Origin of the sequence: Cypionkella sp. (assembly GCF_036782355.1) — a bacterium.
GTDB lineage: Bacteria > Pseudomonadota > Alphaproteobacteria > Rhodobacterales > Rhodobacteraceae > Cypionkella.
This window is the reverse complement of record NZ_DAIPZF010000002.1, coordinates 1-14,518: the sequence shown is the minus strand read 5'-3', so window position 1 is coordinate 14,518 and position 14,518 is coordinate 1. Positions and strand designations below refer to the sequence as shown.

General features: G+C 59.1%; 13 protein-coding genes. 3 read left to right on the top strand and 10 right to left on the bottom strand.

The window, feature by feature from the left end; genetic code table 11:
* The first annotated feature begins 68 nt into the window (after nt 1-68).
* The 3 genes from V7Q10_RS01085 to V7Q10_RS01075 all read left to right on the top strand — a co-directional run bounded on the left by V7Q10_RS01085 (nt 69) and on the right by V7Q10_RS01075 (nt 4,574).
* Nucleotides 69-1,088, top strand: a complete 1,020-nt coding sequence (locus V7Q10_RS01085; protein WP_333867185.1) for a Hint domain-containing protein — start codon at nt 69-71, stop codon at nt 1,086-1,088.
* 65 nt (nt 1,089-1,153) lie between these two features.
* A complete protein-coding gene (locus V7Q10_RS01080; protein ID WP_333867184.1) occupies nt 1,154-2,755 on the top strand; it encodes a peptide chain release factor 3 in 1,602 nt (533 codons plus the stop codon).
* Nucleotides 2,756-2,942: 187 nt separating this feature from the next.
* On the top strand, nt 2,943-4,574 hold the full coding sequence (locus V7Q10_RS01075; RefSeq protein WP_333867183.1) for a DEAD/DEAH box helicase: 1,632 nt from the start codon (nt 2,943-2,945) through the stop codon (nt 4,572-4,574).
* 64 nt (nt 4,575-4,638) lie between these two features.
* On the opposite strand, the gene V7Q10_RS01070 is transcribed toward V7Q10_RS01075, so the two are convergent.
* The 10 genes from V7Q10_RS01070 to V7Q10_RS01025 form a co-directional block, all read right to left on the bottom strand.
* Entirely contained in the window at nt 4,639-6,315 is a 1,677-nt protein-coding gene (locus tag V7Q10_RS01070; RefSeq protein WP_333867182.1) for a ribonuclease J, read from the bottom strand.
* Nucleotides 6,312-7,085: a type III pantothenate kinase gene (locus V7Q10_RS01065; RefSeq protein WP_333867181.1), complete on the bottom strand. Its 774-nt coding sequence runs from the start codon at nt 7,083-7,085 to the stop codon at nt 6,312-6,314. Before V7Q10_RS01065 ends, V7Q10_RS01070 begins: the two co-directional genes overlap by 4 nt.
* Before the next feature lie 12 nt (nt 7,086-7,097).
* The gene (locus V7Q10_RS01060; RefSeq protein ID WP_333867180.1) at nt 7,098-7,850 is read right to left on the bottom strand and encodes a biotin--[acetyl-CoA-carboxylase] ligase; all 753 of its coding nucleotides are present in this window, start codon (nt 7,848-7,850) and stop codon (nt 7,098-7,100) included.
* Nucleotides 7,840-9,276: an NADH-quinone oxidoreductase subunit NuoN gene (nuoN, locus tag V7Q10_RS01055; RefSeq protein WP_333867179.1), complete on the bottom strand. Its 1,437-nt coding sequence runs from the start codon at nt 9,274-9,276 to the stop codon at nt 7,840-7,842. Before nuoN ends, V7Q10_RS01060 begins: the two co-directional genes overlap by 11 nt.
* 12 nt (nt 9,277-9,288) lie before the next feature.
* Nucleotides 9,289-10,821, bottom strand: a complete 1,533-nt coding sequence (locus V7Q10_RS01050; protein ID WP_333867178.1) for an NADH-quinone oxidoreductase subunit M — start codon at nt 10,819-10,821, stop codon at nt 9,289-9,291.
* 4 nt (nt 10,822-10,825) lie between these two features.
* A complete protein-coding gene (gene nuoL, locus V7Q10_RS01045) occupies nt 10,826-12,898 on the bottom strand; it encodes an NADH-quinone oxidoreductase subunit L (RefSeq protein ID WP_333867177.1) in 2,073 nt (690 codons plus the stop codon).
* A gap of 4 nt (nt 12,899-12,902) precedes the next feature.
* Nucleotides 12,903-13,208 carry an NADH-quinone oxidoreductase subunit NuoK gene (gene nuoK, locus V7Q10_RS01040; protein ID WP_333867176.1) on the bottom strand — a complete coding sequence of 102 codons (306 nt, stop codon included), beginning with the start codon at nt 13,206-13,208 and terminating at the stop codon, nt 12,903-12,905.
* 67 nt (nt 13,209-13,275) lie between these two features.
* Entirely contained in the window at nt 13,276-13,890 is a 615-nt protein-coding gene (locus V7Q10_RS01035; protein WP_333867175.1) for an NADH-quinone oxidoreductase subunit J, read from the bottom strand.
* A complete protein-coding gene (locus tag V7Q10_RS01030) occupies nt 13,887-14,297 on the bottom strand; it encodes a carboxymuconolactone decarboxylase family protein (RefSeq protein ID WP_333867174.1) in 411 nt (136 codons plus the stop codon). Before V7Q10_RS01030 ends, V7Q10_RS01035 begins: the two co-directional genes overlap by 4 nt.
* The coding region (locus V7Q10_RS01025; protein WP_333867173.1) for a NuoI/complex I 23 kDa subunit family protein at nt 14,297-14,518 on the bottom strand (222 nt) is incomplete at its 5' end. The genes V7Q10_RS01025 and V7Q10_RS01030, both read right to left, overlap by 1 nt.

Sequence of the window (14,518 nt, the reverse complement as noted above, 5' to 3'; positions counted from 1 at the left end):
TATCCTGCCCGAGTCACCTGCCCGTTTTGGGTTTTGTTCCGTGTTACCTTGTGTTTGAAATCAGGCCGATGTCCCAAGCCGCTGCCCCTCTTCCCGGCCAAGCCGTCCAAGTCCTTGCGGCGCAGGCGATCTATGTGATCACCGGCGTCAATGTTGGCGACGGGCTTGAAGGCGTGGACGAGGTCTGCTTGGGCGATATCTATGCGCTAGATCCAGCCGAGACGCCGCGCCGGCTGGTGGTCAGCAAGGCCGCCTCGGGCGCGCAACATATTGGCGCGGGCAGCGAAATTGGCGACATCGGCGCGCGGATCCGCTTTGAGGCACGCTATACCTTTATGGCCGATGATGGCGATAAGGTCGAGATTTTACTGATTTCACTGCCAGACCACAGCCGCTTTGCCCTGCCACTGTCACCGATGAGCGCGCAGGCAGATTATACTTTGCTTAAACAAGAAGAGGCGCCGCAAGAGGTTAGCCTGTCAGATCTGCTGTGCATTTCCTTTGCACGCGGCACCATGATCACGCTGGCCTCGGGCGCGCAGCGCGCCATCGAGGATCTGCACCCCGGCGATAAGGTTCTCACCCGCGATCACGGGCCACAGGCGATTGCTTGGGTTGGGCGGGCGACGCTGCGCGCAGTGGGGGCCTTTGCGCCAGTGCTGATCACCGCAGGCACCTTGGGCAATTCTGGTGATCTGATCGTCAGCCAGCACCACCGGATGTTTCTTTATCAGCGTAAACGCAGCGCAGGCCTGCCCACCTCTGAACTTTTGGTGCAAGCAAAGCATCTGGTCGATGGCGATCGGGTGCTTTTGCGCGAAGGTGGCTTTGTCGATTTCTTCAGTCTGGTGTTTGAACAGCACGAGATCATCTATGCCGAGGGCATTCCCGCCGAAAGCCTGATGGTCAATGATGCCACCGTACAGCGGCTGCCTGCGCAGCTTTCGGCAGATGTGCGGGCGCGCTTTCCGGGGCTTAGTCAGAACCAACACTTCGGCACCGAAGCCGGCCGCAGTTTTCTGGACAAGGTCGGCACTGCGGCACTGTTCAAACCCGCCCCACCCGAACCACCACCGCAGCGCCGCTAAAGCCCGCGCGGCGCTGGTTGTGGCGCTGGACGCGCCGCGCGCTTTGGGCTAAAGCCCAGCCCATCATGACCCAAACCAATGCCCCCACGCTTCCGCCCGAAATCGCCCGCCGCCGGACCTTTGCGATCATTTCGCACCCCGACGCCGGCAAAACCACGCTGACCGAAAAATTCCTGCTGTTTGGCGGCGCGATCCAGATGGCAGGCCAAGTGCGCGCCAAAGGCGAAGCGCGCCGCACGCGGTCTGACTTTATGAAGATGGAGCAAGAGCGCGGCATCTCGGTTTCGGCCAGTGCGATGTCTTTTGATTTCCGCCAGTACCGCTTTAATCTTGTCGACACCCCAGGCCACTCGGATTTTTCCGAAGACACCTACCGCACCCTGACGGCGGTGGATGCTGCGATCATGGTGATTGATGGCGCCAAGGGCATCGAAAGCCAAACGCAAAAGCTGTTCGAAGTCTGCCGGATGCGCGATCTGCCGATCCTGACCTTTTGCAACAAGATGGACCGCGAAAGCCGCGACACCTTCGAGATCATCGACGAGATTCAAGAAAATCTGGCGATTGATGTGTCGCCCGCAAGCTGGCCCATCGGCATGGGGCGCGATTTCATCGGGGCCTATGATCTGCTGCACGACCGGCTGGAAATCATGGACCGTGCCGACCGCAACAAGGTGGCCGAAACCATCCAGATCAGCGGCTTGGATGACCCGAAACTGGCCGAGCATATTCCGCCCGCGCAACTTGCGCAGCTGCGTGAAGAGCTTGAAATGGCGCGCGAATTGCTGCCCGCCTTTGACCGCGCGGCCTTCCTGAACGGCTCGATGACGCCGATCTGGTTCGGCTCTGCGATCAACTCCTTTGGCGTCAAAGACCTGATGGATGGCATGGCCGAATACGGGCCAGAGCCGCAGCCGCAAAAGGCGGCCGAGCGTCAGATTGCCGCCGATGAAACCGCAGTGACCGGCTTTGTCTTCAAGGTTCAGGCCAATATGGACGCCAAGCACCGCGACCGCGTGGCCTTTGTGCGGCTGGCCTCGGGCCATTTCACCCGCGGCATGAAGATGCTGCATGTGCGCAGCAAAAAGCCGATGGCGATTGCCAATCCGGTGATGTTTCTGGCCGCCGACCGCGAATTGGCCGAAGAGGCTTGGGCCGGCGACATCATTGGCATTCCCAACCACGGCCAGTTGCGGATTGGCGATGCGCTGACCGAAGGCGAGGCGCTGCATTTCACCGGCATTCCGTCCTTTGCGCCGGAACTTTTGCAAGTGGTGCGCGCGGGCGATCCGATGAAGGCCAAGCACCTTGAAAAGGCGCTGTTCCAATTCGCCGAAGAAGGTGCGGCCAAGGTGTTTAAACCGATGATCGGCTCGGGCTTTATCGTGGGCGTCGTTGGTGCGTTGCAATTTGAAGTTCTGGCCAGCCGGATCGAGCAGGAATACTCGCTGCCCGTGCGTTTTGAACCCAGTCAGTTCACCAGCGCCCGCTGGGTTTCGGGCACCAAGATCGAGGTTGATAAATTCATCAACGTCAACAAAGGCCATATCGCGCTCGACAGCGACGGCGACACGGTGTTTTTGACCCGCCTAAAATGGGATATCGACCGGATCGAACGCGATTACCCACAGGTCAAACTGACCGCGACCAAGGAAATGATGGTCTAAAACGCACCGCGGTGATGGGTCTGCTGCGGTTTTTCAGCCGTTATCGGCGCAAAAGCCGCAGTATCCTTGACCTGCCGCCCATTTTCCGCTATCCGCGCGGCAGGGTCCAATGACCCAGACGCCGGGACGCCCGGAAAGTAGCGTCCCTTCATTTCATGCGGGCCGACCCCGCATAACTAGGACGCAAATGACGAAATTCTCAGATCTCGCGCTGGATCCCCGCGTGCTTAAGGCCGTGGCAGAAGCCGGCTATGAAACGCCAACCCCGATCCAAGCCCAAGCCATCCCGCACGCTTTGCAAGGCAAAGACGTTTTGGGCATCGCTCAGACCGGCACTGGCAAAACCGCCAGCTTTACGCTGCCAATGATCACCCTGCTGGGCAAAGGCCGCGCCAAAGCGCGGATGCCCCGCAGCCTGGTCTTGGCCCCCACCCGCGAGCTTGCAGCGCAAGTGGCGGAAAACTTTGACGTTTATGCCAAATACACCAAGCTGACCAAGGCCCTGCTGATTGGCGGCGTGTCCTTTGGCGAACAAGACAAGCTGATCGACCGTGGCGTCGATGTGCTGATCGCCACCCCGGGCCGCCTGCTCGATCACCACGAGCGCGGCAAATTGCTGCTGACCGGCGTGCAGATCATGGTGGTGGACGAGGCCGACCGCATGCTCGACATGGGTTTTATCCCCGATATCGAGCGGATCTTCAGCCTGACCCCCTTTACCCGTCAGACCTTCTTCTACTCGGCGACCATGGCCCCCGAAATTGAACGCATCACCAACACCTTCCTGACCGGTGCGGTCAAAATCGAAGTGGCGCGTCAGGCCACCACCTCGACCACCATCGAGCAAAAGCTGATCCAGTTCACGCCCTCGCGCAAAGACAAAAGCTTTGCCGAAAAGCGCGCGGTTCTGCGGTCGATCATCACCTCGGAGGGCGAGGCCTGCACCAATGCGATTGTGTTCTGCAACCGCAAGATGGATGTGGATGTCGTCACCAAGTCTTTGAAAGCGCACGGCTTTAACGCAAGCGCCATTCACGGCGACCTTGACCAATCGGTGCGCACCAAGACGCTGGACGGCTTCCGCGACGGCTCAGTGCATATCCTTGTGGCCTCTGATGTCGCCGCGCGCGGGCTGGATGTGCCTGCGGTCAGCCATGTGTTTAACTTTGATGTGCCCTCGCACCCCGAAGACTATGTCCACCGCATCGGCCGCACCGGTCGCGCTGGACGTTTGGGCAAGGCCTATTCGATTGCGGTGCCGTCGGATGACAAATACATCGCGGCGATTGAATCGCTGGTGAAACAGCCGATTCCACGCGGCGAAGTGCCTGCGGGCGCGCTGGAAAGCGCATCCGATGTGCCAGAACGTGCCCGCGAAGAGCGCGGTTCGCGCGCGCGCGGTGGCCGCGGCGGTGAGGCGCGCGGTCGCGATCGTGGCCCACGCGAAGACAAGCCCGTGATCGTTGAAGCCGTGGCCGAAGCCGTTGTGGCACCTGCGGCCCCCGAAGTTGTGGTCGCAGCGCCAGCCCCCGCGCCTGCGCCAGAGCGCAGCCCGCGCCGCGACAATCGCCGCAATGAAGAGCGCGCACCGCGTGAAGAACGCCCGCGCGAAGCCCGTGAAGAGCGTGTGCGCGAAGACCGCCCTCGCGAAGAGCGTCCGCGTGACGACCGCCGCGATTATCGCGGCAACCGCGATCACGGCGACCGCGTGGTTGGTCTGGGCGAACATGTGCCCGACTTTATCCTGCGCAGCTTCAAGCTGAAAACGGAAACCAAGGACGACAGCGAAGAGATGGCCGAGACCTCTTCGGAAAGCTGATCGCCCCACCGAAAACAAAAAGGCCCCGCAATTTGCGGGGCCTTTTTTAATGCTTTTGGCTTTGTTATTCGCTGGCCAGACGGCTGACAACCACCACAACTTCGGGCTTTTTGCCAATCTCTTCCATCGCGACTTGGCGCACGATCTTGCGCAGCGCCTCGTCCATTTTGTCGTCATTTGACAAAACCTTACGGCCAGCGCCTTCAAGGAACTGCGTCAGCTCGGCTTCCATACTTTCGGCCAGAACGCGGTTGCCTTTGCCGACTTCGGGCAGGCCCATGGTTTCGACCCAAGCTTCGCCCAAAGGCTGGTCTTGTTCGTCCAAAATCACCGTGACCATCACCAAGCCGTTCAGCGCCATGCGAATGCGGTTGCGCACCACACCGTCAAGCGCGCCGACGAGGCTTGATCCGTCCAGATAGGTGCGCCCAGCCTCGATCTGCTCGGCCAGTTTCGGCACATCGCCGGTGATGTCCATCATCATGCCATTGGTGGCGACGGCGGCGGCAATGCCGGCTTCGGTGGCAATGCGGGCGTGTTCGCGCAGATGGCGATGCTCGCCGTGCATCGGGATCAGCATATCGGGCAGGAAAATCCGGTGCACATGTTCCAGATCGGGGCGGTTGGCATGGCCCGAGACATGGTAAAGACCGTTGTTATCATCCACGATATCAACGCCTTTTTCCGACAGCGCGTTGACGATCGAATAGACGCCGCGTTCGTTGCCCGGAATGATCTTGGATGAAAACAAGAAGGTGTCGCCCTGCTTCATTTCCAGCCCAAGATATTTGCCACGGCTTAACTGCGCCGAGGCCGCGCGCCGCTCGCCCTGGCTGCCGGTGACGATCAGCATCAGATTGCGGCGCGGCACATCGGCGGCCTCTTCAGGCGTGATGGTGCGCGGGAAGCCGTTCAGCACGCCGGATTCGGTTGAAACCGAAACCATCCGCTTCATCGCGCGGCCCAACAGACAGACCGAACGATCCGCCGCGATCCCGGCTTCGGCCAAGGTTTTCAGCCGTGCCACGTTCGAGGCAAAGGTGGTGGCCACAACCATGCCGCCCGCGCCCTTGATCATCTCGGCCAAGGGGCCTTTCAGCGTGCTTTCCGAACGGCCCGCATGGGTAGAAAACACATTGGTGGAATCGCACATCAGCGCCTTGACCGGACGCTCTGCCGCGATCTCTTCCATCATCGCATCATCCCAGCCTTCGCCCACAATCGGTGAGGGGTCGCGCTTGAAGTCGCCGGTGTGGAAGATCCGCCCCGCAGGCGTATCGATCACCAAAGCCGAGCTTTCGGGGATCGAGTGGCTGACCGGCACGAATTGCACCTTGAAGGGCCCCGCCTCGATCGTCTCGGGCCGTGCGGCCACCACCTGAATGGTGTCTTTCGGCAGACCCGCCTCTTCAAACTTCAACCGGCCAATGGCTGCGGTGAATTTGCGCGCATAGACCGGCTTTTTCAGCGCCGGCCACAGATGCGCCAAAGCGCCAATGTGGTCTTCATGCGCATGGGTGATAAAGATCGCATCCAGCCGGTCCAGCCGCTTTAGCAGCCAAGAGATATCGGCCATGATCAGATCAACGCCGGGGCTTGTGTCCATATCGGGGAAAGCCACGCCCAGATCGACCAAGATCAGCCGCTCTTTGCCCTTAGGGCCATAGCCGTAAACATAGGCGTTCATGCCGATTTCGCCGGCCCCGCCCAATGGTAGATAGATCAGCCGCTCACCGCTCATGCTGTTTCCTTATTAAAATCGTTGATGAGGACGAGACCATGCATGGTCAAATCATCCTCGATGGAGTCGAAAAGCTCAGTTCCCTGAGCAAATAGGGATGCAAGCCCACCGGTGGCAATGACCTTCATCGGTGCCGCGCGCTCGCGCCGCACCTCGCGGACAATGCCTTCGATCAGGCCGATATAGCCCCAATACACACCTGACTGCATGCAGGCCACCGTATTCGTGCCAATTGCCGTGGCGGGCTTGGAAATATCGACATGCGGCAGCGCGGCGGCGGCCATATGCAGGGCCTCTAGGCTTAGGTTGACGCCGGGGGCGATCACGCCGCCCACATAGGCACCGTCGTGATCGACGACGTCAAAGGTGGTCGCGGTGCCAAAATCCACTACGATCAGATTGCCGCCGTGGCGATCAAAGCTGCTGACCGTATTAACCAAACGATCAGGCCCCACCGTCACGCCCAAATCAACCCGTGGCGGCACCGGCAGCGCGCATTCCGGCTTGCCCACCACCAAGGGCCTGCAATTGAAATAGCGATCACACAGCACCCGCAGGTTGAACACCACCCGCGGCACGGTCGACGATATAATCGCCTCGCTGACCCGCGCTTCGGTCTTGGTCAGCGCCAAAAGCGAACTGAGCCAGACGAAATATTCATCCGCCGTGCGTTTATGATCGGTCGAGATCCGCCAAGTCGCCAGAAACCGCGCGCCATCCCAGATCGAGAACACGGTGTTGGTATTGCCACAATCAATCGCTAGCAGCATCTTGTCCTCGCTTTAGAAAAAGACTTCTGCGGCCGGAATGGCAACAGTTTCACGCGCCATCCGCAGCATCAGATTGCCCGCGCCGTCAATGGTTTCAAACACGCCTTCGCGGGTTTGATCGCCGGTGCGTGCGCGGATCACCTCGCCCAGACGCGCGGCATGGGCAAGCCATTCTGCGCGCAGCGGTGCAAAGCCGTCGCGCTGAAACACCGCTTCCCAATGCGCAAAGCTTGTCGCCAATGTATCAAGAAAGGCCTCTGGCGTCACGCGCAAGCCGGTCTCGCCCAGCAAGGACACCGGCGCCAGCGCCCCCGGCTCGACCAGATGCGTCTCGGGGGCGGCGATCAGATTGACGCCGATGCCCACCGCCAGATGCATGCCCTGCCCCGCCCGCGTGCTTTCCAGCAATATCCCCGCCACCTTACCGCCGTTCAGCAAGACATCATTCGGCCATTTCAACGCAAAGGCTTGCGGCAACCCCGTCAAGGCCACAAAGGCATCGCGCAGCGCTATAGCAGCCGCAAAGGACCGCAGCGCCACCTGCTCGGGCGGCTCTGTCGGCTGGAGCAGCAATGTGGCGTAGAAATTCCCCAAAGGGCTGATCCAAACCCGCGCACGCCGACCTTTGCCAGCGGTTTGCGTCAGCCCCAAAAACCACGCAGGCCCCGTCAGAGACGGAGCCATACGCAGCGCATAAGCATTGGTGCTATCGACGCTTGGCAGCACATGGCGGCCAAGGCCAGCAGGCCAAGGCCTAGCCGACAAGAGCTTGTGCCGCGGCCAAAGCAGGCGCTTCGATGCCAAACAGGTTAATCACCCCCAGCAGCATGATGGCGGCAACAGCGATAAACACCACCCATTGCACCGGCACCATCCGGCTGACCGCGCCCTCGGACTCTTTGCCGAAATACATGAAGAACACGATGCGCAGATAGTAAAACGCCCCGATGACCGAGGCCACAGCCCCCGCCAGCGCCAGCCAAGTCATATCGGCGTCCACGGCGGCCTTCAGCACATAGAACTTGCCAAAAAAGCCCAACATCGGCGGCACGCCTGCAAGGCTGAACATCAGCACCAACAAGGCCAGCGCCTTCAGCGGCTCGCGCTTCGAGAACAAGTTCAAACTGTCGATGCTGGTGACAGGCTTGCCGTCGCGCTCCATCGACATGATGAAGGCAAAAGTGCCAAGGTTCATCGTCACATAGATCGCCATATAGATCAGCATCGCCTGCACGCCTTCGACAGTGCCCGAGGCAATACCGATCAGCGCATAGCCCATGTGTGCAATCGAGGAATAGGCCATCAGACGCTTGATATCGCGCTGCCCAATCGCCGCGATCGCGCCCAAGAACATCGACAACACCGCCAGTGCCGCCAGAACTTGCGTCCACTGCGTCGGAATTTCACCAAAGGCGTCATAGACCACCCGCGCAATCAGTGCCATCGCAGCCGCCTTTGGCGCGGTGGCGAAAAACGCGGTTACAGGTGTGGGCGAGCCTTCATAAACGTCAGGCGTCCACATGTGGAAGGGCGCAGCCGAAACCTTGAACGCCATGCCGGTCAGCAAAAACACCAGACCAAACACCAACCCCAGCGGCGCGTCATGCGCCACCGCCTGATGAATGCCCGAAAACAGCGTGGTGCCGGAATAGCCGTAAACCAAAGACGCGCCATAGAGCAGCAAGCCCGACGACAGCGAGCCCAGCACGAAATACTTCAAGCCTGCTTCGGTCGATTTGACGTTGTCGCGCTGCATCGAGGCCACAACGTACAGCGCCAGCGATTGCAGCTCGAGCCCCATGTAAAGCACCATCAGATCGCCTGCCGAGACCATGAACATCATGCCGACAACCGCCAAGGTCACCAACAGCGGATATTCAAACCGCCCCATCTGGTTGCGCTGCATAAAGTCCAGCGACATCACCAAAACCCCAGCCGCCGACAGCAGCACCACCACTTTGACAAAGCGGGAATAGGCGTCATCGACGAACATATCGCCAAAGGCCGCATTGCTGCCCGCCCCCGCAACGCCGATCCACAGCGCCACAGCCACAAAAATGCCTGCGGTGGCCCAAGTGATGGCCCCCGTCAGCTTGTCCTTGCCGGTATAAACCGCAAACAGCAGCGCAGCCATGGCGTAAAGCGCCAAGATCACCTCTGGCAGAACGATATGAAAATCAGATCCGGTCATCTTCGGTGTCCTTTAGTGCGAGGCCATTTCCGCAATGGCGGGGTTGGCAACGTGATAGTTTTCAACAAGATGGGCCACAGAGGGCCCGATGATATCGGTCACCAAGGCGGGGTAGACCCCCAGCAAAAGCGTCATGACAATCAGCGGCGCAAAGATCGCCCGCTCGCGACGGCTCATGTCCTGAATGGTCATCAGCGCCTCTTTCACCAGCGCGCCAAAGGCAACGCGGCGATAAAGATAAAGCCCATAAGCCGCCGATAAGATCACGCCCGAGGTGGCCACAGCCGCGACCCAAGTGTTGACTTGGAAAATCCCCATCAAGACAAGGAATTCGCCGACAAAGCCCGAGGTGCCCGGCAGGCCGACGTTGGCCATGGTGAAGAACATGAAGACCAGCGCATAGGCAGGCATCCGGTTGACCAGACCGCCATAGGCCGAAATCTCGCGGGTGTGCATGCGGTCATAGATCACCCCAACGCAAAGGAACATCGCGCCCGAGATAAAGCCGTGGCTGACCATCTGGAAAATCGCGCCATCAACGCCTTGTTGATTGGCCGAGAAAATCCCCAAGGTGACATAGCCCATATGTGCGACCGAAGAATAAGCGATCAGCTTTTTCATGTCTTCCTGCGCCAGCGCCACCAGCGAGGTATAGACCACCGCAATCGCCGACATCCAGAACACCAGATCCGACATCACCTCGGACCCGACCGGAAACATCGGCAGGCTAAAGCGCAAAAAGCCATAGCCGCCCATCTTCAGCATGATCGCCGCCAGCACCACAGAGCCAGCCGTTGGCGCCTGAACGTGGGCATCGGGCAACCAGGTGTGCACCGGCCACATCGGCATTTTCACCGCAAAGCTTGCGAAGAACGCCAGGAACAGCAGCGTCTGCATCCCCCCCGTCACCGTCATGCCCAGCACAACCAACGGCTCATGCGCGAAATCAAACGCCATCAGCGTCGGAATATCGGTGGTGCCCGCCGCCATATACATCGCAATCATCGCCACCAGCATCAGCACCGAGCCAAGGAAGGTGTAAAGAAAGAACTTGAAGGCCGCGTAAATCCGGTTCTGCCCGCCCCAGATGCCGATGATCAGGAACATCGGGATCAGGCCAGCTTCAAAGAACAGATAGAACAGCACCAGATCCAGCGCCAAGAACACGCCCAGCATCAGCGTTTCCAGCAGCAGAAACGCGATCATATATTCTTTGACCCGATCCGACACGCCCCAGCACGACAGAATAGTGATCGGCATCAAGAAGGTGGTCAGCATCACAAATAAGATCGAGATGCCATCGACGCCCAGCTTGTATTTCAGCCCAATGATCCAAGCGCCCTCTTCCACGAACTGAAAGCCGGTATTGGCGGGGTCAAAGCCCTTGAACAGCACCAGCGAGACCAGAAAGGTCGCGCTGGTGGCAATCAGCGCCAGCCATTTGGCGTTGCGCTGTGCCGCCAGATCATTGCCGCGCAAGAACAGCGCCAGCACCAAGGCCGCGACAGCAGGAAGAAAGGTGATGATCGAAAGAAGGTAAGTCATGATCTTAGTGCCCCACCGTCAGCGTCATCCAGGTAATCAGGGCCACAATCCCCAAAACCATCGCGAAGGCATATGTAAAGACGTAGCCGGATTGCGCCCGACCGGCGAGTTTGGTGAAGAAAGGAATGATCCCCAGCGCCAGCCCGTTCAGGCCGCCGTCGATGATCGTGCCATCGCCTTTTTTCCACAGGAAGTTGCCAAGCCACAGTGCAGGGCGCACGAAGATCACATTGTAAAGCTCGTCAAAGTACCATTTGTTCAGCAAGAACAGATACAAAGGCCGCTGTTGCGCTGCAAGCCTACCCGGCAGATCTGGCGATTTTATGTAGAACAACCACGCCAAAGCAAAGCCGATCACCATCGCCACAAAGGGCGAAACCTTGACCCAAGCCGGCGCCTCATGCGCGCTGTGGATCACATGATTGTCGGCCCCCAGATAGAGCGCGCCCTTGGGTGCCACCGCCGCCGCGTGATCGGCCACAGGCTCTGCCGCCGCGGTTTCGGTGGTGGCGGTTTCGGTCGCATGGCCTTCGGCCATAACCTCGCCGTGGCCGGCCTCCATGCCGAACCAAGACCGCATCTTGGCCTCGTCGCCAAAGAAGCTGTTATACCAGACCATCCCAGAAAACACCGCGCCAAGCGCCAGCGCCCCCAGCGGGATCAGCATAACCATCGGGCTTTCATGTGCATGATCATAGGCATGGGTGTCGCCGCGTGGCTTGCCAAAGAAGGTCATGAACATCAAACGCCAGGAATAGAACGAGGTGAACAGCGCCGCCACAACCAGCATGACATAGGCATAGTTCGACCCGACCCAAGCGCTTTCAATTACCGCGTCTTTCGACAAAAAGCCCGCAAAGCCGATATGGGTCAGCGGAATGCCAACACCGGTGATCGCCAAGGTGCCGATCATCATCGCCCAAAAGGTCAGCGGGATCTTTTTGCGCAGGCCACCGTAATTGCGCATGTCTTGCTCGTGGTGCATCGAATGGATCACCGAGCCCGCGCCCAAAAACAGCATCGCCTTAAAGAAAGCATGGGTGAACAGGTGGAACATCGCCACCGGATAAACCCCAACGCCTGCGGCCACGAACATGTAGCCCAGCTGCGAACAGGTCGAATAGGCGATCACGCGCTTGATATCGTTTTGCACCAGACCAACGGTCGCTGCAAAAAACGCGGTGGTCGCCCCCACGATCACGATCATCGCTTTCGCGTCAGGTGCATATTCGTAAACCGGCGACATCCGGCAGACCAAAAACACACCGGCCGTCACCATGGTCGCCGCGTGAATCAGCGCCGACACAGGTGTTGGGCCTTCCATCGCGTCCGGCAGCCAGGTGTGCAGGAACAATTGCGCCGATTTGCCCATAGCCCCGATGAACAGCAACACCCCGATCAGGTTGGCCGCGTTCCAATTGGTCCACAGAAAATGCAGCTCGCGCTCTGCCAAGCTTGGTGCCGCAGCAAAGACATCGTCAAAGCGGATGCTGTCGGTCAGATAGAAAAGCCCGAAAATCCCCAAGGCAAAGCCAAAGTCGCCGACACGGTTGACCACAAAGGCCTTCATCGCGGCCGCATTGGCGCTTGGCTTGCGGTAGTAAAAGCCGATCAGCAGATACGAGGCCACGCCAACGCCTTCCCAACCAAAGAACATCTGCACCAGATTGTCCGAGGTGATCAGCGCCAGCATCGCAAAGGTAAAGAACGACAGATAGGCAAAAAAGCGCGGCCGATAGCTTTCGCCATGCTCCCAATTGTCGTCATGCGCCATGTAGCCTTGCGAATAAAGATGCACCAAGGCCGAAACCGAGTTCACCACCACAAGCATGATCGCCGACATCCGGTCCAGCCGGATGCCCCATTCGGTCGACAGCGACCCGCTTTCGATAAAGCGCAGCACGGTGATGTGCTGGGTCTCGCCGTCAAAGGTCAGGAAGATATACCACGACAGGATTGCGGCCAGAAACAGCACAAGCGTTGCAAGCCAAGTCGCAGCTTTCTCGCCGATAAACCGCCAGCCAAAGCCACACAGAATGGACCCGATCAAGGGTGCAAAAAGGATGATCGTTGCCATGTCTTTAGCCTTTCATCACGTTGACGTCTTCGACGTCGATGGTGCCGCGGTTGCGGAAGAACACAACCAGGATCGCAAGGCCAATCGCCGCTTCGGCTGCGGCCACGGTCAGAATGAACATGGTGAACACCTGCCCCGCCAGATCGCCCAATTGAGACGAGAAGGCAACGAAATTAATGTTGACCGCCAAGAGCATAAGCTCGATCGACATCAAGATCACGATGACATTCTTTCGGTTCAAAAAGATGCCAAAGATCCCGATCACGAACAAAGCCGCCGCCACGATCAGATAATGTTCAAGTCCAACCATCGTTCAATCCTCCGGGTCATTGCCCGCTTTATTCCGTCAGCCACACCAGAACGGCGCAGCGTTTACGTCAGAGCCCTTGTCCAGGCTTTACATCAATCAAATCCATCGCTTTCGCGGGGTCGCGCCACATCTGATGCAGCACGTTCTGACGCTTGACGTCCTTGCGGTGGCGCAGCGTCAGCACAATCGCGCCGATCATTGCCACCAGCAGGATCAGCCCCGACATCTGGAACAGCAGCAGATATTTGTCATAGATCAGCAGACCCAAAGCGCGGGTGTTTTCCACCTGAGCCATATCGGGGGTGATCGCCGCGCGCAGGCCCATTGCGCCCTCGGCTTGGGTCCAAGCACCAACGCCCAGGACCAGCTGCATGATCAAGACCACGCCCACCAACAGCCCCAGCGGCATATAGCGCCCCATCTCGGCCTTCAGCTCGGCAAAGTCGATGTCCAGCATCATCACCACAAACAGGAACAAAACCGCGACCGCTCCGACATAGACGATAATCAGCAGCATGGCGACAAATTCCGCCCCCAGCAGCACGAAAAGCCCCGCCGAGGACAGAAACGCCAAGATCAACCACAGCACCGAATGCACCGGATTGCGGCTGAGCGTTACCATCAGACCTGCGGCAACGGTGACAGTTGAAAAGGCATAGAAGGCCAGATCTGCAACGCTCATGGCGCTTTCTCCTCGGTTTCAGCAAAGACGGCCTGAGCAATTTCAAGCGCCTTTTGCATGGCGGGCAGGCCGCCGAACATCGACATTTGCAAGATCACTTCCGCGACCTCGCGTTTGGTGGCCCCGGCCGTCAGCGCTTGGCGAATGGTCAGCCGCAGCTGCGGCTCACCTTGCGCGCCCAGAACCGTCAGCGCTGCAATCGTGACCAAAAGCCGCGTGCGCGCGTCCAGCCCCTCGGGGTTAAAGGTCTTGCCGAACCATGTCTCGAGCATCTCTTTCGGCATGGTCGGGAACAGCTTTTCAAAGCCCTTCACATCCACACCTTCCAATGCCGGCGCGAAGGCAGCCGCCATTTTCTGGCCCTGCTCCATCATCTGCGCGAAAAACTTGGACATATCATCAGACATCAGCGGTACGGCGCATCAAGTTCAAGGTTGCGGGCAATCTCGGATTCCCAACGGTCGCCGTTCGAAAGCAGCTTGTCCTTGTTGTAGAACAGCTCTTCGCGGGTCTCGGTCGAGAATTCAAAATTCGGGCCTTCGACAATCGCATCCACTGGGCAGGCTTCTTGGCAGAAACCGCAGTAGATGCATTTGGTCATGTCGATGTCATAGCGCGTGGTGCGGCG

What these genes read in the sequence shown, in the direction of transcription:
- V7Q10_RS01050 (WP_333867178.1), bottom strand. Translation starts at nt 10,821, where the DNA reads ATGACTTACCTTCTTTCGATCATCACCTTTCTTCCTGCTGTCGCGGCC.
- nuoN (WP_333867179.1), bottom strand. Translation starts at nt 9,276, where the DNA reads ATGACCGGATCTGATTTTCATATCGTTCTGCCAGAGGTGATCTTGGCG.
- nuoL (WP_333867177.1), bottom strand. Translation starts at nt 12,898, where the DNA reads ATGGCAACGATCATCCTTTTTGCACCCTTGATCGGGTCCATTCTGTGT.
- V7Q10_RS01070 (WP_333867182.1), bottom strand. Translation starts at nt 6,315, where the DNA reads ATGAGCGGTGAGCGGCTGATCTATCTACCATTGGGCGGGGCCGGCGAA.
- V7Q10_RS01080 (WP_333867184.1), top strand. Translation starts at nt 1,154, where the DNA reads ATGACCCAAACCAATGCCCCCACGCTTCCGCCCGAAATCGCCCGCCGC.
- V7Q10_RS01035 (WP_333867175.1), bottom strand. Translation starts at nt 13,890, where the DNA reads ATGAGCGTTGCAGATCTGGCCTTCTATGCCTTTTCAACTGTCACCGTT.
- nuoK (WP_333867176.1), bottom strand. Translation starts at nt 13,208, where the DNA reads ATGGTTGGACTTGAACATTATCTGATCGTGGCGGCGGCTTTGTTCGTG.
- V7Q10_RS01075 (WP_333867183.1), top strand. Translation starts at nt 2,943, where the DNA reads ATGACGAAATTCTCAGATCTCGCGCTGGATCCCCGCGTGCTTAAGGCC.
- V7Q10_RS01085 (WP_333867185.1), top strand. Translation starts at nt 69, where the DNA reads ATGTCCCAAGCCGCTGCCCCTCTTCCCGGCCAAGCCGTCCAAGTCCTT.
- V7Q10_RS01065 (WP_333867181.1), bottom strand. Translation starts at nt 7,085, where the DNA reads ATGCTGCTAGCGATTGATTGTGGCAATACCAACACCGTGTTCTCGATC.
- V7Q10_RS01030 (WP_333867174.1), bottom strand. Translation starts at nt 14,297, where the DNA reads ATGTCTGATGATATGTCCAAGTTTTTCGCGCAGATGATGGAGCAGGGC.